The sequence below is a fragment of the Pseudomonas sp. 2(2015) genome (assembly GCF_000955865.1).
Taxonomy (GTDB): domain Bacteria; phylum Pseudomonadota; class Gammaproteobacteria; order Pseudomonadales; family Pseudomonadaceae; genus Aquipseudomonas.
Genome location: NZ_JYOF01000002.1, coordinates 159,529 through 179,587 on the forward strand (window position 1 = coordinate 159,529; position 20,059 = coordinate 179,587).

16 protein-coding genes are annotated in these 20,059 nt (G+C 62.7%); 3 read left to right on the top strand and 13 right to left on the bottom strand.

The annotated features are described in order from the left end of the window. Positions 1 to 134: 134 nt before the first annotated feature. The 7 genes from hutG to hutC all read right to left on the bottom strand — a co-directional run bounded on the left by hutG (position 135) and on the right by hutC (position 8,539). The gene (gene hutG / locus UB48_RS02325) at positions 135 to 938 is read right to left on the bottom strand and encodes an N-formylglutamate deformylase (protein WP_045193888.1); all 804 of its coding nucleotides are present in this window, start codon (positions 936 to 938) and stop codon (positions 135 to 137) included. 10 nt (positions 939 to 948) lie between these two features. Continuing rightward, the gene (gene hutI / locus UB48_RS02330; RefSeq protein WP_045193889.1) at positions 949 to 2,154 is read right to left on the bottom strand and encodes an imidazolonepropionase; all 1,206 of its coding nucleotides are present in this window, start codon (positions 2,152 to 2,154) and stop codon (positions 949 to 951) included. Between the two features lie 15 nt (positions 2,155 to 2,169). Further along, complete coding sequence (locus UB48_RS02335; RefSeq protein ID WP_045193890.1) at positions 2,170 to 3,573, bottom strand: amino acid permease; 1,404 nt, start codon at positions 3,571 to 3,573, stop codon at positions 2,170 to 2,172. A gap of 111 nt (positions 3,574 to 3,684) precedes the next feature. Further along, positions 3,685 to 5,217: a histidine ammonia-lyase gene (gene hutH / locus UB48_RS02340; RefSeq protein WP_045193891.1), complete on the bottom strand. Its 1,533-nt coding sequence runs from the start codon at positions 5,215 to 5,217 to the stop codon at positions 3,685 to 3,687. 67 nt (positions 5,218 to 5,284) lie between these two features. Continuing rightward, positions 5,285 to 6,964 (bottom strand): urocanate hydratase, encoded by a 1,680-nt coding sequence (gene hutU, locus UB48_RS02345; protein ID WP_045193892.1) that lies wholly within the window; start codon positions 6,962 to 6,964, stop codon positions 5,285 to 5,287. A gap of 298 nt (positions 6,965 to 7,262) precedes the next feature. Next, positions 7,263 to 7,832 (bottom strand): HutD family protein, encoded by a 570-nt coding sequence (locus tag UB48_RS02350; protein ID WP_045193893.1) that lies wholly within the window; start codon positions 7,830 to 7,832, stop codon positions 7,263 to 7,265. Beyond that, entirely contained in the window at positions 7,829 to 8,539 is a 711-nt protein-coding gene (gene hutC / locus UB48_RS02355) for a histidine utilization repressor (protein WP_176794301.1), read from the bottom strand. Before hutC ends, UB48_RS02350 begins: the two co-directional genes overlap by 4 nt. Positions 8,540 to 8,682: 143 nt before the next feature. On the opposite strand from hutC, the gene UB48_RS02360 reads away from it, so the two are divergent. Continuing rightward, on the top strand, positions 8,683 to 10,047 hold the full coding sequence (locus UB48_RS02360) for a formimidoylglutamate deiminase (RefSeq protein WP_045193895.1): 1,365 nt from the start codon (positions 8,683 to 8,685) through the stop codon (positions 10,045 to 10,047). Positions 10,048 to 10,138: 91 nt separating this feature from the next. On the opposite strand, the gene UB48_RS02365 is transcribed toward UB48_RS02360, so the two are convergent. Both UB48_RS02365 and UB48_RS02370 read right to left on the bottom strand, forming a co-directional pair. Then, complete coding sequence (locus tag UB48_RS02365) at positions 10,139 to 10,714, bottom strand: lipocalin family protein (protein ID WP_045193896.1); 576 nt, start codon at positions 10,712 to 10,714, stop codon at positions 10,139 to 10,141. Then, complete coding sequence (locus tag UB48_RS02370; protein WP_010222308.1) at positions 10,711 to 10,965, bottom strand: outer membrane protein assembly factor BamE; 255 nt, start codon at positions 10,963 to 10,965, stop codon at positions 10,711 to 10,713. Before UB48_RS02370 ends, UB48_RS02365 begins: the two co-directional genes overlap by 4 nt. A gap of 234 nt (positions 10,966 to 11,199) precedes the next feature. Between UB48_RS02370 and UB48_RS02375 the strand changes: the two genes are divergently transcribed. Further along, positions 11,200 to 13,092 carry a methyl-accepting chemotaxis protein gene (locus UB48_RS02375; RefSeq protein ID WP_045193986.1) on the top strand — a complete coding sequence of 631 codons (1,893 nt, stop codon included), beginning with the start codon at positions 11,200 to 11,202 and terminating at the stop codon, positions 13,090 to 13,092. 98 nt (positions 13,093 to 13,190) lie between these two features. Here the strand turns inward: UB48_RS02375 and UB48_RS02380 are convergent, their stop codons facing one another. The 3 genes from UB48_RS02380 to UB48_RS02390 form a co-directional block, all read right to left on the bottom strand. Next, a complete protein-coding gene (locus UB48_RS02380; RefSeq protein ID WP_045193897.1) occupies positions 13,191 to 13,787 on the bottom strand; it encodes a DUF924 family protein in 597 nt (198 codons plus the stop codon). 3 nt (positions 13,788 to 13,790) lie between these two features. Next, the gene (locus UB48_RS02385) at positions 13,791 to 14,801 is read right to left on the bottom strand and encodes a class 1 fructose-bisphosphatase (RefSeq protein ID WP_045193898.1); all 1,011 of its coding nucleotides are present in this window, start codon (positions 14,799 to 14,801) and stop codon (positions 13,791 to 13,793) included. 142 nt (positions 14,802 to 14,943) lie between these two features. Next, positions 14,944 to 17,394, bottom strand: a complete 2,451-nt coding sequence (locus tag UB48_RS02390; protein WP_045193899.1) for a glycogen/starch/alpha-glucan phosphorylase — start codon at positions 17,392 to 17,394, stop codon at positions 14,944 to 14,946. A 145-nt stretch (positions 17,395 to 17,539) separates the two neighbouring features. On the opposite strand from UB48_RS02390, the gene UB48_RS02395 reads away from it, so the two are divergent. Beyond that, a complete protein-coding gene (locus tag UB48_RS02395; RefSeq protein WP_177329132.1) occupies positions 17,540 to 18,001 on the top strand; it encodes a YkgJ family cysteine cluster protein in 462 nt (153 codons plus the stop codon). A 155-nt stretch (positions 18,002 to 18,156) separates the two neighbouring features. Here the strand turns inward: UB48_RS02395 and typA are convergent, their stop codons facing one another. After that, positions 18,157 to 19,977, bottom strand: coding sequence for a translational GTPase TypA (typA, locus tag UB48_RS02400; protein ID WP_045193901.1), 1,821 nt, complete (start codon positions 19,975 to 19,977; stop codon positions 18,157 to 18,159). Positions 19,978 to 20,059: the final 82 nt, after the last annotated feature.

Here is a 20,059-nt window from a genome sequence, read left to right on the forward strand (position 1 = left end):
GCCGTTGGGCATCATAAACCTGAATTGCGCTTTGAGCATGTACCTGTGATGGCTTTGGGGCCTCATCGCGGGGCAAGCCCGCTCCAACGAGAACTGTGGGAGCGGGCTTGCCCCGCGATGCAGGCGCCGCGCAATCAGCGTGAATAGCGCTCCTTGCCCCACGCCAGCAAGGTCTGGAGCAACTGCTTCAACACCACCTGGGTCGGCGCCGCGAGATCCTCGCGGTACTTGAACGGCTCGACCTCTTCCATGTAGGTGCTCTGCGCCAGCTCCAGCTGCACTGCATGAATGTTGTTGGCCGGGTCGCCATAGTGGCGGGTGATATGCCCACCCTTGAAGCGGCCATTGAGCACGTGACTGTACTGCTCAAATTTTGCACAAACACCTTGCAGCCGTTCGGCCAGTTGCGGATCACAACTGGCGCCATTGAAGGTGCCGAGGTTGAAGTCCGGCAGCTTGCCGTCGAACAGGTGCGGGATGTGTGAACGAATCGAGTGGGCATCCCACAGCAAGGCATAGCCGAACTGCTCGCGCAGGCGCGCCAGCTCGCTGCGAATGGTGTCGTGGTAGGGCCGCCAGATGGCTTCCAGGTACCCCGCCCGCTCCTGTGCCGACGGCGCCTGACCGTCCTTGAACAACGGCTCGCCCTCAAACAGCGTGGCCGGGTACAGGCCGGTGGTGGCGCCAACGTACAGCGGCTTGTCGTCGTCCGGGCGGTTCAGGTCGATGACGAAACGCGAGTACTCGGCGGCGACCACGCTCACGCCCAGGCCTTGGGCAAACTCATATAGCTGCGGAATGTGCCAGTCGGTGTCCGGCAAGCTTTGCGCCTGCCCGACCAGGCCGTCCTGCACCGCCGGGGTCAGCTTCAAACCGGCGTGGGGCATGCTGATCAGCAGCGGCAGCGTGCCCTGGTGAAATTTCAGTACCTTGTCCATACGCCCTCTCTCAATTGGAAATTTCATGGCCCAGGCGCACCACCCGCTTGGGCAGGTCGCCGCCGAGCCAGTAGGCCAGGTCGGCCGGTCGCTCGATCTGCCAGGCGACAAAGTCGGCAACCTTGCCCACTTCCAGCGAACCGTGGCTGTCGCCCAGGCCCAAAGCGGTTGCCGCATGCAGGGTGACACCGGCCAGGGCTTCTTCCGGGGTCATGCGGAACAGGGTACAGGCCATGTTCAGCATCAGCCGCAGCGACAGCGCCGGCGAAGTGCCTGGGTTGAGGTCGCTGGCAATGGCAATTTTCACCCCATGCTTGCGCAGGGCCTCCATCGGTGGCAACTGGGTTTCGCGCAGGAAGTAGAACGCACCGGGCAGCAACACCGCTACGGTCCCGGCCGCCGCCATGGCGATGGCGTCGTCTTCGGTCATGAATTCCAGGTGATCGGCCGACAGCGCCTGGTAACGCGCCGCCAGGCTGGAGCCTGCCAGCGACGACAGTTGCTCGGCATGCAGCTTGACCGGCAGGCCCAGTTCGCGAGCCTTGATGAACACCCGCTCGACCTGGGCCGGCGAAAACGCCAGGTACTCGCAGAAGGCATCCACTGCATCCACCAAACCCTCGGCCGCCAGGGCCGGGAGCATTTCGTCACAGATATGGCTGATGTAGTCGTCAGCCCGATCCTTGTATTCCGGTGGCAAGGCGTGGGCTGCCAGGCAGGTGCTGCGCACGGTGAGCGGCAGCTCCTCGCCAAGGCGGCGGATAACCTTGAGCAGCTTGCGCTCGCTGGCCAGGTCAAGGCCGTAGCCGGACTTGATCTCCAGGGTGGTGACGCCATCATGCATCAGCGCCTGCACGCGCTGGCGGGCACTGGCGAACAGCTCGTCTTCGCTGGCCGCGCGGGTCGCCCGCACGGTACTGGCGATGCCGCCGCCCTGGGCGGCGATCTCGGCATAGCTGACGCCTTGCAGGCGCTGCTCGAACTCGCCGCTGCGGTTGCCGCCAAACACCGCGTGGGTGTGGCAGTCGATCAACCCCGGAGTGACCCAGGCGCCGCCCAGGTCCACGGTTCTGTCAGCGACCAGGGCCGGCAGCTGCTGGCGCGGCCCGATCCATTCGATATGGCCGGCGCTGGTGACAATCGCCGCATCCTCGATGATCGAGTAAGTACCTTGCGCCATGCTTGCCACATGGCAATGCTGCCAGAGGGTTTTCATCCAGAGTCTCCTTGATCAGAGTTGAGAAGGTTCCTGCACCAGCGGCTGCTCGGCGGCAACCACCTGCGGCTTGCACCAGAGCTTGTAGGCCACCACCAGGAACAATACCCAGACCACGCCGACCAGCAGCGCGGCTTGAGTATCAGGGAAGTACCCGAGTACGCCAAAGACGAACAGCATGAAGGCAATCGCTGCCGCCGGGCCATAAGGCCAGAACGGTACCGGGAATTTCAGCTGGGCGACTTCTTCACGGCTCATGCTGCGGCGCATGGCAACCTGGGTCACCAGGATCATCAGCCACACCCAGACGGTCGCGAAGGTGGCGATCGAGGCAATCAGCAGGAACACGTTTTCCGGGATCAGGTAGTTGAGTACCACACCGCCGAGCAACGCTGCGCCCATGACCAGCACGGTCATCCATGGCACGCCATGCCGGGAGATCTTGGCAAAGCCTTTGGGCGCCTGACCTTGCTGGGCCAGGCCGTACATCATGCGCCCGGCGCCGAAGATGTCGCTGTTGATCGCCGAGACCGCGGCGGAAATCACCACGATGTTCAGCACGGTCGCCGCCGAGCCAATCCCCAGGTTACTGAAGATCTGCACGAACGGGCTGCCCTGGCTGCCGATCTGCGGCCATGGGTACAGGCACATCAATACGAACAGGGTCAGCACATAGAACAGCAGGATGCGCATCGGCACGGCGTTGATTGCCTTGGGGATGACACGCTGCGGGTCCTTGGCTTCACCGGCGGTGATGCCGATGATCTCGATGCCGCCGAAAGCAAACATCACCACGGCAAACGAGGCGATCAGGCCACTAATGCCGTTGGGCATGAAGCCGCCATGCTCGAACAGGTTGCTGATGCCCACGGCGTTATCGGCAGCGGCATTGCTCAGGCCGAAGGCCATGATGCCGAAACCGGCGAGGATCATCGCGACGATGGCGCCGACCTTGAGCAGCGACAGCCAGAATTCCATCTCGCCGAACACCTTGACGTTGCACAGGTTCAGGCCGCCGATCAGGAAGACGATGCCCAGCACCCAGATCCAGCGCGCCACCTCCGGAAACCAGAAGCCCATATAGATGCCGAAGGCGGTGACGTCGGCGAGGCAGACGATGATCATTTCAAAGGCATAGGTCCAGCCGAGGATAAACCCCGACATCGGCCCCAGGTAGGTACTGGCGTAGTGGCCGAAGGAACCGGACACCGGGTTGTGCACGGCCATTTCGCCCAGCGCGCGCATGACCATGAAGACCGCTGCACCACCGATCAGGTAGGCCAGCAGTACTGCAGGGCCGGCCATCTGGATGGCCGAGGCGGAGCCGTAGAACAGCCCGGTACCGATCGCCGAGCCCAGCGCCATGAAACGAATGTGTCGCGCGGTCAGCCCGCGCTTGAGTCCTTGAGCTTCTTGCATGTCACGTCCTTATTCTTGTTCTGGTCGTGAGAATGAACGGGCGCGCCAATCCCGGCGCAAGCCCGCCCCAATGAGGGAGCGGGCTTGCCCCGCGAAGGGCCCCGGGAGCAATTACAGGCTAGGCAGGACCTTGGCCGGCAGCAGGCCGGTCAGGCGCCCTTCGGCCAGCAGGGCGATGGCCGCCTCGATGTCCGGGGCGAAGAAGCGGTCTTTGTCGTAGTAGGCAACCTTGCTGCGCAGGGTTTGACGCGCCTGTTCCAGCTTCGGCGAGGTCTTCAGGCCTTCGCGCAGGTCCAGGCCCTGGCAGGCAGCCAGCCATTCGATGGCAAGGATACCGCGCACGTTGTCGCTCATTTCCCACAGGCGCTTGCCGGCAGCCGGGGCCATCGACACGTGGTCTTCCTGGTTGGCAGACGTTGGCAGGCTGTCGACACTGTGCGGGTGCGCCAGGGCCTTGTTCTCGCTGGCCAGGGCCGCGGCGGTAACCTGGGCGATCATGAAGCCGGAGTTGACCCCGCCATTGGCAACCAGGAACGGCGGCAGCTGGGACATGTGCTTGTCCATCATCAGCGAGATGCGGCGCTCGCTCAGCGAACCGATTTCGGCGATGGCCAGGGCCATGTTGTCGGCGGCCATGGCCACCGGCTCCGCGTGGAAGTTACCACCGGAGATCACGTCACCTTCGGCGGCAAATACCAGCGGGTTGTCGGACACGGCGTTGGCTTCGATCACCAGCACTTCGGCGGCCTGGCGGAACTGGGTCAGGCAGGCGCCCATGACCTGTGGCTGGCAACGCAGCGAGTACGGGTCTTGGACTTTGCCGCAGTTCTCGTGGGAGGCGGAAACTTCGCTGCCATCACCCAGCAGGTCGCGGTAGCACGCGGCTGCATCGATCTGGCCGCGCTGGCCACGGGCTTCGTGGATGCGCGCATCGAACGGCGAACGCGAACCGAGCACGGCTTCGACGGTCAGGCCACCGACCGACATGGCCGCGGCGAACAGGTCTTCACCTTCGAACAGGCCGCGCAGGGCAAAGGCGGTGGAGGCCTGAGTGCCGTTGAGCAGTGCCAGGCCTTCTTTGGCCGCCAGGGTCAGCGGCTCAAGGCCAGCAACCGCCAGGGCTTCGGTGGCCGACAGCCATTGGCCGTTGTGACGCGCCTTGCCTTCACCCAACAGTACCAGCGACATGTGCGCCAGCGGGGCGAGGTCGCCGGACGCGCCGACCGAACCCTTGAGCGGGATGTGTGGATAGACTTCGGCGTTGATCAGCGCGATCAGGGCGTTGATCACCTTGCGGCGGATGCCGGAGAAACCACGGCTCAGGCTGTTGACCTTGAGCACCATGATCAGGCGCACCAGGGCGTCGTCGATCGGTTGGCCGACGCCAGCGGCGTGGGACAGCACCAGCGAACGCTGGAGGTTTTCCAGGTCGTGGCTGGCGATACGGGTCGAGGCCAGCAGGCCGAAACCGGTGTTGATGCCGTAGGCGGTGCGGTTTTCCGCGAGAATCTGCTCGACGCAGGCGACGCTGGCGTCGATCTGCTGGTCAGCGCTGGAATCCAGCTTGAGTTTTACCGGCTGCTGGTAGATCGCACGCAGCTGAGCCAGGGTCAGGGTGCCAGGCTTCAGGGTCAATTCAGTCACGTTAATGCTCCGTACTCGTGAGGCGTAGGCGCCTGCATAGATATCAGTATCAACCATTTAGCGCAGATCAGCGCGTGATCATCGGCAGGTTCAAGCCTTGTTCCTTGGCGCAGTCGATGGCGATCTGATAACCGGCATCGGCGTGACGCATGACACCGGTAGCCGGGTCGTTGGTCAGTACCCGGGCGATCCGCTCGGCAGCTTCGTCGGTACCGTCGCAGACGATGACCATGCCCGAGTGCTGGGAGAAGCCCATGCCTACGCCACCACCGTGGTGCAGGGACACCCAGGTCGCACCGCTGGCGGTGTTGAGCAGGGCGTTGAGCAGCGGCCAGTCGGAGACGGCGTCGGAGCCATCCTGCATCGATTCGGTTTCACGGTTGGGGCTGGATACCGAGCCGGAGTCCAGGTGGTCGCGGCCGATAACGATCGGCGCCGACAACTCGCCGCGGCGGACCATTTCGTTGAACGCCAGGCCCAGCTTGGCGCGCTGGCCCAGGCCGACCCAGCAGATACGCGCCGGCAGGCCCTGGAAGCTGATGCGCTCGCGAGCCATGTCCAGCCAGTTGTGCAGGTGGTCGTCGTCCGGGATCAGTTCCTTGACCTTGGCGTCGGTCTTGTAGATGTCTTCGGCATTACCCGACAGCGCCGCCCAGCGGAACGGGCCGATACCACGGCAGAACAGCGGACGAATGTAGGCCGGTACGAAGCCCGGGAAGTCGAAGGCATTGGCAACGCCCTCTTCCTTGGCCATTTGACGGATGTTGTTACCGTAGTCGAAAGTCGGCACGCCCTGCTTCTGGAACTCGAGCATGGCTTGAACGTGGACAGCCATCGATTGCTTGGCGGCCTTGACCACCGCAGCCGGTTCGGTCTGCGCACGGTCGCGGTATTGCTCCCAGGTCCAGCCGGCTGGCAGGTAGCCATTGAGCGGGTCGTGGGCGCTGGTCTGGTCGGTGACCATGTCCGGGCGCACGCCACGCTTGATCAGTTCAGGCAGGATTTCGGCGGCGTTGCCCAGCAGGGCAATGGAGATGGCCTTGCCTTCGGCGGTGTATTTGGCGATGCGCGCCAGGGCGTCGTCCAGGTCCTTGGCTTGCTCGTCGACATAACGGCTGCTCAGGCGGAAGTCGATGCGGCTCTGCTGGCATTCGATGTTCAGCGAGCAGGCGCCGGCCAAGGTCGCCGCCAGTGGCTGGGCGCCGCCCATGCCGCCCAGGCCCGCGGTCAGTACCCACTTGCCCTTGAGGCTGCCGTTGTAGTGCTGGCGGCCGGCTTCGACGAAGGTTTCGTAGGTGCCCTGGACGATGCCCTGGCTGCCGATGTAGATCCAGCTGCCGGCGGTCATCTGGCCGTACATGGCCAGGCCCTTGGCATCCAGTTCGTTGAAGTGTTCCCAGTTGGCCCAGTGCGGTACCAGGTTGGAGTTGGCGATCAGTACGCGTGGGGCGTTGCTGTGGGTCTTGAACACGCCGACCGGCTTGCCCGACTGCACCAGCAGGGTTTCGTCGTCGTTCAGGTTGGTCAGGCTCTCGACGATCTTGTCGTAGCACTCCCAGTTACGCGCGGCACGGCCAATACCGCCATACACCACCAGCTCTTTCGGGTTCTCGGCGACTTCCGGGTCGAGGTTGTTCATCAGCATGCGCAACGGTGCTTCAGTCAGCCAGCTTTTGGCGGTCAGCTTGTTGCCGCGCGCTGCGCGGATTTCGACGTCACGGAATTTCTTGAAGTTGTTGTCAGTCACGGAAATGGCTCCTAAGCGATCGGTCCAGAGCAACCCAGGCATTGGGTGGGTCATGGCACTTATACAAACACATCTTTACTTGTATGTACAAGCATAGGCAATTGAAGTGCCAACTCCTGATCAGTGCGCTTTCCCCGGCGCCAACGCAGGTGCTAGAGCCCCGCGATGCGCGGGCTGTGGCGAATTAAAATTTTTTCCAGGAGATGAGCGGTCGAACCAAGGGGATCAGTGGCGTTGCACCACTTTGGGTCAATCGGTAACAGCCTCGGCCGCGCTGAACGGCCGAGGCGTAACACACTCAGCGCGGGCTGAGCTCGATCAGGCAGCAACGCCCCTGAATGCTCAAGGTCTGCAGGCCCTGGCTCGCCTCCAGGTGCAAGCAGTCATAGCGCCCAAGCAGCTGCACACCGCTGTCCAGCGTCACCTCGACCTGGGAAGCCACGGCAAACAGCAGCACGGTCGTGGCCGAACTGAACAGCCGCTGGCTGCCATCGAGCCACTGCAGGCGCGCGTTGTAGCGCTCGGGAGAATAGATCAGGTTGAAATCGCGAATTGCACCACCGAGCAGCGTGCAACTGACCTGACTCTGGCCGCTGAAGGCAAAGGCGTCGAACGGCAGCAACGGCCGCGTCGCTTGGCCATCGACCTGCAGGCGCATGCCCTCGCCCTCGAGCACGGTGATGATCCGCTGATACCCGGCAAAGCTGGAAAAACCACCGGACTCGCTGATATCGGCAATCGACAGGCGCCAGCCGAAGCCGTCCAGGCCGACGCCGGCATCGCGGGCAATCTCTTCGGTGCTGCCGCCGCCGTTCTTCCATGGCATGCGGGGGTAGTCTTTGGCGCGTAATACCTGCAACTGGCTCATTTGCTGAAGCGTCCTTCCAAGCGATGACGGGATCCGGGATGAATCAGACGAGCGGCAGTCACTGGCTGGCGCCCCGACCAGGTGCGGCGGCGGATCAGCAGGCACGGCTCGCCCGGTTCGATTTGCAGCAGGCGGCATTCATCCGGGTCGGCAAGAATCGCCTCGACCACGTGTTCGCCCTCGGTCAAGGGTGCGACTTGGGACAGGTAGGCGTAGGGCGTTTGCCGGGTGAAGTCCTGCTGGAGGTATTCGGGCGCTACCGCAGCATTAACGAAGCGGTCCTCGATCTGCACGGCGACGCCGTTCTCGTAATGCACGATCAGCGAGTGGAACACCCGCTGGCCTTCACGCATGTCCAGGGCCAGGGCGCGCTCGGAACCGGCGGCCTCTTCGGCGAGGATGATCACCTTGCAGCTGTGCTCGTGGCCACGGGCGGCGATCTCGTCGGCAATGTTGTTGACCTCGAACAGCGCCGAACGGCTCTTGGGCTCGGCCACAAAGGTGCCGACGCCCTGCATGCGCACCAGCAAGCCTTCGGCAGTGAGCTCGCGCAAGGCGCGGTTGATGGTCATGCGGCTGAAGCCCAACTGGTTGACCAGTTCGCTCTCGGACGGCACCCGGTGATGCGGCGGCCAGCTGCCATTCTGGATCTGCTGGGCGATCATCTGTTTGACCCGGGCGTACAGCGGCGCCGGACCCTCGCCCATCTGGGCAACCAGCGCGGAGACAGGAGGTGTCGGCACGGAAGATATCCTTGTTCGGTTGAATGAACGGTAGCTTGCCGGAGTTTACCCAGCAGGCAAACGTCTGTATATGTATATACAAATAATCACAATGAGGTGCCGTGCCGATGTCCGTCTTCTTTGCCGAACGTGCTTTGCTGCCTACAGGCTGGGCCGAAAACGTCCGAATCGAGGTCGGCGCCGACGGCCTGCTGACCCGCATCGAGGCCAATGCCTCGGCCGAAGGCGCCGAGCACCTGGCCGGCCCGCTGCTGCCGGGCATGCCCAACCTGCACTCGCACGCCTTCCAGCGCGCCATGGCCGGGCTTGCGGAAGTGGCCGGCAACCCCAATGACAGTTTCTGGACCTGGCGCGAGCTGATGTATCGCCTGGTCGGCAAGATCAGCCCTGAGCAGCTGCAGGTCATTGCCCGCCAGCTGTACATCGAGATGCTCAAGGCCGGCTATACCTCGGTCGCCGAATTCCACTACGTTCACCACGACACCCAGGGCCAGGCCTACGCCGACCCGGCGGAGCTGTCGCTGCGCATCAGCGCTGCGGCGCGCGCCAGCGGCATCGGCCTGACCCTGCTGCCGGTGCTGTACAGCCACTCCGGCTTTGGCGGGCAAGCACCGAACGAAGGCCAGCGGCGCTTTATCAACAGCACCGAACAGTACCTGAACCTGCAGGCGCGTCTGGCGCCGCTGCTCGCCGAGCAGCCGGCGCAGGCCCTGGGCCTGTGTTTCCATTCGTTGCGCGCGGTGACTCCGGAGCAGATCGCCGAGGTCATGGCTGCCAGCGACAAGGCCTGTCCGGTGCACATCCATATCGCCGAGCAACAGAAAGAAGTCGACGACTGCCTGGCCTGGAGCGGGCGCCGGCCGTTGCAGTGGCTCTACGAGAACACCGAGGTGGATCAGCGCTGGTGCCTGGTGCATGCCACCCATGCCGAGCCCGACGAAGTCGAGTTGATGGCCCGCAGCGGCGCGGTCGCCGGCTTGTGCCTGACCACCGAGGCGAATCTGGGCGACGGCATCTTCCCGGCCGTGGATTACCTGGCCCGCGGCGGGCGCCTGGGGATTGGTTCGGACAGCCATGTGTCATTGAGCGTGGTAGAGGAATTGCGCTGGCTGGAATATGGCCAGCGTTTGCGTGACCAGCGCCGTAACCGCCTGTACCGCGGCGATCAGCCAATGGTCGGGCGCACCCTGTACGACGCCGCCCTGAGTGGCGGCGCCCAGGCCATGGGCCAGCCGATTGGCGAACTGGCGGTGGGCAAGCGCGCGGACTGGCTGGTGCTCGATGGCAACGACCCGTACCTGGCGACAGCCAGTGAAGACGGCATTCTCAACCGCTGGCTGTTTGCCGGCGGTGACCGTCAGGTGCGCGATGTGATGGTCAACGGCCAGTGGGTCGTGCGCCAGGGTCGCCATGCCCAGGAAGAAGACAGCGCACGGGAATTTGCCGGGGTGCTGCGCAGCCTGTTGGGCTGATCCACAAACGCGGTAGGGCCATCGCTGGCAAGCCAGCTCCCACAAGAGCAATGCAATCCCTGTGGGAGCTGGCTTGCCAGCGATTTGGGTATCAAGGCTTGTGCGCCGCCATGTCCTTGTCCGTCACCCGCCAGATCAGCCGCTGGGTGTCGTAGCCCTGCTGGCGCGCCTTGGCCAGCAGGCTTTCGCGCTGCAACGCCGGAATGGTCGGGGTGCGCGAAAGTATCCACAGGTACTTGCGATCCGGATTGCCGACCAGCGCAGTCTGGTACTTGTCGTCGACGTAAAGGATCCAGTAGTTGCCCTTGGCGACCCCAGGCAGCAAGGTCGAGAACCAGTTGTCGAACTCCACCCAGAGCTTGTCGGTCTTGCCCGGCACCTGCGCAGTGGCCGTGCCGCTGGCCTCCTGCCATTCACCTTGCAGGGTCTGGCAGCGGTTGAGCACCCCGACATTACCGTCCGGCTTGAGGTTGTAATGAGCCTCGGACTGGGCGCAGTCGCGCTGGAAGAACATCGGTAGCCGCGCCAGTTCATACCACTTGCCCTGGTAGCGCTTGAGGTCGACGCTGCCGGCAGTCTTGGGCTCCAGCGAGCCTGCGCCGGTGCTGGCACAGCCGCCGAGGATCAACCCGGCGCACAGCGCCAGCAGCAGATGCAACCGCTTCATTTGAGGCCCTGCCCGGAATACATCAGCACTTTGTCACCGGCGTACTGGACACTGATAAAGGTCTTCTCGTCGCCCCAGGTGCAGCTGGACATGCCCAGGGCGCCCGAGCAATCGGTCGGCGCGCCGAGCAGTTTTTCGACCTCGGCCTTGGCCATCCCGGACTTGAGCTGTGAATAGTTTTCCTGGTTGATCTTGTTGCACGCAGTGAGGAACACGCACAAGGACAGCAGGGCGAGGGAACGCAACGACATGAAGGGTCACTCCTGGACATGAGGGTGCAGGCGCGGTGGCCTACCGACAGCTTAGAAGGGAAAAAGCTCATCCGGTTCCCGAGCGCCCAGGTTTTGTTGGCGTCAAAGCCCCGCCATTGGTCGACTGGTGAGTTCTGCGATTAATCTTTTGCCCATAACGGACGACACAGGAAGGCGCTGCGACCGATTGCCGCGCCCCACCCGTTGACCCGCCTTGTGCAGACAGACCTCGCAATGACAAAAAACCTGAAGTTCAGCCACAAGATTCTGCTCGCCGCCGCCCTGGTGGTCGCTGTCGCCTTCACCTGTTTCATCCTGTTCAACGATTACCGACAGCGCCAGACCCTGCGCAGCAACACCGAAGCCTCGATGCAGGAGCTCGGCAGCCTGACCAGCAGCAATATCCAGACCTGGCTGCAAAGCCGCATGCAGCTGCTGCAGTCGCTGTCCCAGCAAGTCGCCATCGATGGCGCCAGCAAGGACAGCCTGACCCGCAGCCTGAGCTTGCCGGTGTACGGCAGCAATTTTTTGCTGACCTACTTCGGTGGCCAGGACGGCTACATGCAGTCGGTGCCGCTGGGCAATCGCGCCGCCGACTACGACCCGCGGGTGCGCGGCTGGTACAAGGCCGCCACCAGCGCCGGCCAGACCATCATTACCGAGCCGTACATTTCAGCGTCGGCCAACAAGCTGGTGATCACCCTGGCCACCCCGGTGCAGCACCAGGGCCGGCTGATCGGCGTCAACGGCGTCGACACCGACCTGGACAGCATCAGCGCGATCATCAACGCGCTGAACTTCGACGGCCACGGCCAGGCCTTCATCGTCAACGGCGCCGGCAAGATCCTCGTCCACCCGAAAGCCGACCTGGTGCTGAAGGACCTCAGCGACGCCTACCCGCAAGACACCCCGCAGGTCGGCAGCGGCCTGAAAGAAGCCGAGCTCAACGGCCACAAGCAGTTCATCACCTTCACCAAGGTCAACGGCGTGGCGTCGGCGGACTGGTACGTGGCGCTGGAGCTCGACCAGGATTTCGCTTTTGCCATGCTCAGCGAACTGCGCACCTCGGCAGTGGTGGCCACGGTGATCGCCGTGCTGATCATCATCGCCCTGCTCGGCGTGCTGATTCGCGTGCTGATGGAGCCGCTGCACGTGATGGGCCGGGCCATGCACGACATCGCCGAAGGCGAAGGCGACCTGACCCGGCGCCTGCGCATTCATGGCCAGGACGAATTCGGTAGCCTCGGCCAATCGTTCAACCGCTTTGTCGAGCGTATTCACGAGTCGATCCGCGAAGTGGCCTCGGCCACCGGCCAGGTCAACGAAGTGGCGCTGCGCGTGGTCAGTGCCTCGAACGCCTCGATCCACAATGCCGACCAGCAGTCGAGCCGCACCAGCAGCGTCGCTGCGGCGATCAACCAGCTTGGCGCCGCCGCCCAGGAAATCGCCCAGAACGCCGCCCTCGCCTCGCAGCACTCCAGCGACGCGCGCAACCTGGCAGCGCAGGGCCAGCAGGTGGTCGAGCAGACCATCGAAGTGATGAACCAACTGTCGGCGAAAATCAGCGACTCGTGCGGCAACATCGAGACGCTCAATGCCAACACGGTGAACATCGGCCAGATTCTCGAGGTGATCAGCGGCATTTCCCAGCAGACCAACCTGCTGGCGCTCAACGCCGCCATCGAAGCGGCCCGTGCCGGCGAGGCCGGGCGCGGCTTTGCCGTGGTGGCCGACGAAGTCCGCAACCTCGCCCACCGCACCCAGGATTCGGCGCAGCAGGTTCAGCGCATCATCGAAGAGCTGCAGGCTGGTGCTCAGGTGGCGGTTAGCACCATGACCGAAAGCCAGAGCCACAGCCAGCACAGCGTCGGCATCGCCAACCAGGCCGGCGAGCGGCTGGGCAGCGTAACCCTGCGTATCGGCGAGATCGACGGCATGAACCAGTCGGTAGCCACCGCCACCGAAGAGCAGACGGCCGTGGTCGAGTCGATCAATGTCGACATCACCGAAATCAATACGCTGAATCAGGAAGGGGTAGAGAACCTGCAGGCAACCTTGCGCGCCTGCAATGACCTGGAGAATCAGGCCAATCGTTTGAAGCAGTTGGTGGGGAGTTTCAGGATCTGATGTGAAGCTGATCGCGGGGCAAGTCGAGTCGTCGCACCGCCGCTCCCACAGGCAATGCAAATCTCTGTGGGAGCTGGCTTGCCAGCGATGAATTCAACTCAAAACCTTGAGCCCGGCTCCAGCAGAAAATCCATCTCTTCATCGGTACTCGGCCGATTCAGCAACAGATTGCGATGCGGGAAGCGGCCAAAGCGGGCAATCACCCGCTGGTGCTGCTCGGCGTAGTCAAGGAACCCTTCGAACAAGCGCCGATCGGCATCCGGCTGGGCATCGAGCAGCAACTGGTAACGCTCGACGCTGATGTTCTGCCAGTCCAGTACCTCGGCATGCTCCAGCACCAACAGGATGAACACCCGCTGGATCGGCAGCAGCTGGTAATCCCAGGCCTTGTCCAGCCCCTGCATCACCAGCACCTGGGCACGTCGGTCGCCATCGAAGGCGCGCGGCGTGTCGCGGTGGATCATGCGCGGCAACTGGTCGAGCAGCAACACCAGGCCAAGCCAGCCCTGCGGGCTTTGCAGCCACTCATCGAGGCCGCCGGCCAGCGCTTGCTCGACCAGCTCGCCGAAGCGCTCACGCGCTTCGTCGTCGTGGTGCTTGCCGAACCACAAGGTGCTCTTCTCGTCAGCCACATCCTGGGGGCTGGTGCCCCAGCCAAACCACCACTCCAGCAAAGGCTGCCAAGGTGCGAGCATGATTTACTCCTTGTGATAACCGGTAACGCGCTCGACTTCCTGCTTGGAGCCGAGGAACACTGCCACGCGCTGGTGCAGGCTCTCTGGCTGGATGTCGAGGATGCGCTGGCGACCGTCGGTGGAAGCACCGCCGGCCTGCTCGATGATGAAGGACATCGGGTTGGCTTCGTACATCAGACGCAGCTTGCCCGGCTTGGATGGTTCGCGGGCATCGCGCGGGTACATGAACAGGCCGCCACGGGTCAGGATGCGGTGCACATCGGCAACCATCGAGGCGATCCAGCGCATGTTGTAGTTCTTTTTCAGCGGACCGGTTTCACCGGCCAGCAGCTCGCCCACGTAGCGGGTCACCGGCTCTTCCCAGTGGCGCTGGTTGGACATGTTGATGGCGAATTCGGCGGTGGTTTCCGGCACCTGAATGTTCTCGTGGGTCAGTACGAAACTGCCCAGTTCGCGGTCCAGGGTGAAGCCCTTGACGCCGTTGCCCAGGGTCAGGATCAGCATGGTTTGCGGGCCGTAGATCGCGTAACCGGCGGCAACCTGCTTGGTGCCTGGCTGCAGGAAGGCCTGCTCGTTGAGGCTCTCGTTCTGGCTCAGGTATTCGTTCGGGCAGCGCAGTACCGAGAAGATGGTGCCGACCGAGACGTTGACGTCGATGTTCGACGAACCGTCCAGCGGGTCGAAGACCAGCAGGTAGGCGCCTTTCGGGTATTTGCCCGGGATCTGGTAGGCGTTGTCCATCTCTTCGGAAGCCATGCCGGCCAGGTGACCGCCCCACTCGTTGGCTTCGAGGAGGATGTCGTTGGAGATCACGTCGAGTTTCTTCTGGACTTCGCCCTGCACGTTCTCGGTGCCCATGCTGCCCAGGACACCGCCCAGCGCGCCTTTGGAGACGTTGTGGCTGATTTCCTTGCACGCACGCGCCACCACTTCGATCAGGAAGCGCAGATCGGCAGGGGTACTGTTGCTGCGGGTCTGCTCAATCAAATAGCGACTCAGGGTAACGCGGGACATGTAAGGCTCCGAAGGAAGGGGGTAATAAAAACCCACGCAGTTTACAGGGAGAGTGAAGCGCTAGCGAGCAATCAGACACGCTTGGCCGATCAGACGGCACATCGGCCCGAGAGTTCAGCGCTCCCGGGCCGGCCTTTGCAGCTTAGTCGAGGGCTTTCCAGATATCGGTTGCGTACTCGCGGATGGTCCGGTCCGAAGAGAACCAGCCCATGCGCGCGCTGTTGAGCACTGCCATGCGCCACCACTGCCTGGGCTCGCGCCAGAGCGCTTCGACGCGCAATTGCGCTTCCCAGTAGGCATCGAAATCGGCGCACACCAGGAAGCGGTCATAAGCCACCAGCGAGTCGACCAAACCGACATAACGGGCCGGGTCATCCGGTGAAAACACCCCGCCACGAATGGCCTGGAGCACGTCGTTGAGCCGATGGGAGGCACCGATCGCGGCACTGGCGCCAAAGTCGCCGCTGCGCTTGCGCGCCTCCACCTGCTGGGAGGTCAGGCCGAAGATGAACATGTTCTCGGCACCGACCTGCTCGCACATTTCGACATTGGCGCCGTCCAGGGTGCCGATGGTCAGCGCGCCATTGAGGCCGAATTTCATGTTGCTGGTGCCCGACGCCTCGTAGCCGGCGGTGGAAATCTGCTCGGACAGATCGGCCGCCGGAATGATGCTCTCGGCCAGGCTGACGTTGTAGTTGGGCAGGAACACCACCTTGAGCAAGCCGCGCACGGTCGGGTCGTTGTTGACCACCTTGGCGATGTCGTTGCTCAGTTTGATGATCAGCTTGGCCTGGTGATAGCTGGCGGCAGCCTTGCCGGCGAAGATCTTCACCCGCGGCGCCCAGCCGCTGCCAGGTTCGGCGCGGATGGCCTGGTACAGGGCCACGGTGTGCAGCAGGTTGAGCAACTGGCGTTTGTACTCATGGATGCGCTTGACCTGCACATCGAACATCGCCTCGGGGTTGAGGGTAATGCCCAGGCGCTCCTGGACCAGGCTGGCCAGGGCCTTTTTGCTGTGCAGGCGCTGTGCGGCGAACTGCTTGCAGAACGACGCCTTGTCGGCAAACGGCTCAAGGTCGCGCAGGCGTCCCTGCGGGTCATCGAGCAGGTCGGCGCCGAGGGCCTCGACCAGCATGCCGGTCAGTTGCGGGTTGGCCTGGAACAGCCAACGACGGAAGGTGATGCCGTTGGTCTTGTTGTTGATTCGCTCGGGGTAGAGCTTGTGCAGTTCGGCGAACACCGTGCTGCGCATCAGCTTTGTGTGCAGCGCCGACACACCGTTGACGCTGTGCGAACCGAGGAACGCCAGGTTGCCCATGCGCACCCGGCGGCCGTTGTCTTCCTCGATCAGCGACACCGCGCGCAGCACGTCGAAGTCGTGGATGCCCTTGGCGCGCAAGGCGTCGATATGAAAGGCGTTGATCAGGTAGATGATCTGCATGTGCCGCGGCAACATGCGCTCCATCAAACCCACCGGCCAGGTTTCCAGGGCTTCGGGCAGCAAAGTATGGTTGGTGTAGGCCAGGGTCTCGACGGTCAGCTGCCAGGCGGTGTCCCAGGGCACTTCGTGCTGGTCGACCAGCAGGCGCATCAGCTCGGCGACCGCGATCGAGGGGTGGGTGTCGTTGAGCTGGATCGCCGCCTGCTGCGGCAGGTTGAGCAGGCTGTCATGCATGTTCAGGTGCCGGCGCAGCAGGTCCTGCAGCGAGGCGGAAACAAAGAAGTACTCCTGCCGCAGGCGCAGCTCCTGGCCGGCCTCGGTACTGTCGGCCGGGTACAGCACCCGCGAGATACTTTCGGCGCGCGCCACTTCGGCGACAGCGCCAAGGTGATCGCCGGCATTGAAGCGCTCCAGGTGTAGTTCTTCCAATGCCCGCGCCCGCCACAGGCGCAAGGTGTTGACGCTGGCACCGCGCCAGCCGACCACCGGCGTGTCATAGGCCACCGCACGCACCGTCTCGGCCGGCCACCACACCTGGCGCTGCTGGCCACTGGCATCGTGCACGGTCTCGACACTGCCACCAAAGCTGATCGGGTAGATCACCTCGGCCCGCTCGAACTCCCAGGGGTTGCCGAAATCCAGCCAGTTCTCGGTCTGCTCCTGCTGCCAGCCATCGACTACCGCCTGGCGGAACAGGCCGTGCTCGTAACGAATGCCGTAACCGTGGGCGGCGATGCCAAGGGTCGACATGCTCTCCATGAAACACGCCGCCAGACGCCCCAGGCCGCCGTTACCCAGCGCCGCATCGGGCTCCAGCAGGCGAATGCGCTCAAGGTCAACGTTAAGCCCGTCCAGCGCTTCACGGGCAACATCGAGCAGGCCGAGATTGCTCAGGCTGTCGTACAGCAGACGGCCGATCAGGAACTCCAGCGACAGGTAATACACCCGCTTCTGGCTCTTGCGGTAGATCTGCCGGGTATGGTCCATCCAGTGGTCGACCATGTGATCGCGGGCAGCCAGGGCAATGGCTTCGAACCAGTCGTGATCGAAGGCATGCTCCGGGTCCTTACCGACCGCGTAGGTCAATTTATCCAGCACAGCGGTGCGAAAAGCGGCCACCTCTGCGTCACGAGCGAGCGGTTCCTGAGACATGCGACGTCCTCGGGCAAGTTGACGAATGCGGATGGAGATTTCTCAGCCTAGACCGTTCGACACAGAGGGGAAGCTCTGGTTCGCGACTTTCTTGCGGCCAGCGGCAAACAAACCCGGAATAAAGCGGCAAATGGTTGTTCACAATTTGATCAACTCCGGTATCATCGCGCGCCCACAAGACTCTTCTAGCCTGAGCCCGATGAAACCGACCCTGATTGCCGCCGCCGAAGTCGACCGACTGGAAACCTGGCAGAAGTACCAAAGCCATATGTGCGGAGGCTGCAACTCGACCTGCTGCACCTTGCCGACGGAAGTGAAAATCAAAGACCTGATCCGCATGGGCGTGGTGGATGAGTTCGAGGTGGGCGAGCCGCCGAAGAACATTGCCAAGCGCTTGCAGAAGGACGGGATCATCCAGCGCTTCAACCAGAAGTCGGGGATTTTCACCCTGGCGCAGATGAGCAACGACGATTGCCTGTACCTGGACCGTAAAAGTCGCATGTGCACCATTTACGACAAGCGCCCGGACACCTGCCGCAACCATCCACGGATCGGCCCGCGGCCGGGTTATTGCGCGTACATCCCCAAGCCAGCGGCGCGCCGCTAAAAGCATCGCTGGCAAGCCAGCTCCCACAAGGTTGTACATGATCCTGTGGGAGCTGGCTTGCCAGCGATGAAGCCAACCCGGTTTCATGTCCCGCACAAACAAAAACGCCCCCGGCCTTGCGACCGGGGGCGTTTTCATTCAGCCGGAACTAAGACTCAGTTCTTGGCTTTCTTGGCAGCGCGGGTACGCTCGCCTTCGTCGAGGATCTTCTTGCGCAGACGGATCGACTTAGGGGTCACTTCGCACAGCTCGTCGTCCTGGATGAATTCCAGAGCCTGTTCCAGGGTGAAGCGAACAGGTGGAACCAGGGCGATGGTTTCGTCTTTACCCGAAGCACGCATGTTGTCGAGCTTCTTGCCCTTGGTAGGGTTGACGCCCAGGTCGTTGTCACGGCTGTTCAGACCAACGATCTGACCGTTGTAGATCTCCTGGCCGTGCTCGACGAACAGCTTGCCGCGCGCCTGCAGGGTTTCCAGGGAGTAGGTCAGGGCCTTGCCGGTTTCAACCGAAACCAGTACGCCGTTCTGACGGCCGGACATGTGGCCGGACTTCATCGGAGCGTAACGGTCGAAGATCGAGGTCAGGATGCCTGCACCGTTGGTCAGGGTCAGGAACTGGTTACGGAAACCGATCAGACCACGGGCTGGAATGTTGTATTCCAGGCGTACACGGCCCTTGCCATCCGGAACCATGTTGGTCAGGTCGCCTTTACGCAGACCCATTTCTTCCATGACCTTGCCCTGGGAGTCTTCAGGGATGTCGATGGTGACGTTTTCGAACGGCTCGTGCTTGGCACCGTCGACTTCACGGATGATCACTTCCGGACGACCAACACCCATTTCGAAGCCTTCGCGACGCATGGTTTCGATCAGAACCGAGAGGTGCAGCTCACCACGGCCAGAGACCTTGAACTTGTCAGCCGAGTCGCCTTCTTCAACGCGCAGTGCAACGTTGTACAGCAGCTCTTTGTCCAGACGTTCCTTGATGTTGCGGGAAGTCACGAACTTGCCTTCTTTACCGCAGAACGGCGAGTCGTTGACCTGGAAGGTCATCGAAACGGTTGGCTCGTCAACGGTCAGCGGCTTCATCGCTTCAACTGCGTCCGGGGAGCACAGGGTGTCGGAGATGAACAGCTCGTCGAAACCGCTGATGCAGACGATGTCGCCAGCCTGGGCTTCTTCGACGTCAACGCGGTGCAGGCCGTGGTGACCCATCAGCTTGAGGATACGACCGTTGCGCTTCTTGCCATCGACGTCGATAGCCACCACCGGGGTGTTCGGCTTGACGCGACCGCGAGCGATACGGCCAACACCGATAACACCGAGGAAGCTGTTGTAGTCCAGTGCCGAGATCTGCATCTGGAACGGACCGTCACGGTCAACAGCAGGGGCCGGTACGTTGTCGACGATCGACTGGTACAGCGGGGTCATGTCTTCGGCCATTTCGGTGTGGTCCAGACCGGCAATGCCGTTCAGGGCCGAGGCGTAGACGACTTTGAAGTCCAGCTGTTCGTCGGTGGCACCGAGGTTGTCGAACAGATCGAAGATCTGGTCCAGAACCCAGTCAGGACGCGCGCCCGGACGGTCGACCTTGTTGATCACCACGATTGGACGCAGGCCGGCTTCGAAAGCCTTCTTGGTCACGAAACGGGTTTGCGGCATAGGGCCGTCTTGAGCGTCGACCAGCAGCAGTACGGAGTCGACCATCGACATTACACGTTCAACCTCGCCACCGAAGTCGGCGTGGCCGGGGGTGTCGACGATGTTGATGTGGTAGCCGTTCCAGTTGATGGCGGTGTTTTTCGCCAGAATGGTAATACCGCGCTCTTTTTCCTGGTCGTTGGAGTCCATGACGCGCTCGTCGTTGAGCTCGTTACGCTCCAGAGTGCCGGACTGACGCAGGAGTTTGTCGACCAGGGTGGTTTTACCATGGTCAACGTGGGCGATGATGGCGATGTTACGCAGATTTTCGATCACGTGTGTATCTCGATCAGAGGATTCGGGTTGCCGCCCAGTCTAGGCGGCGAATATGAATGAATGGCGCTCAAACGGCCCGGTG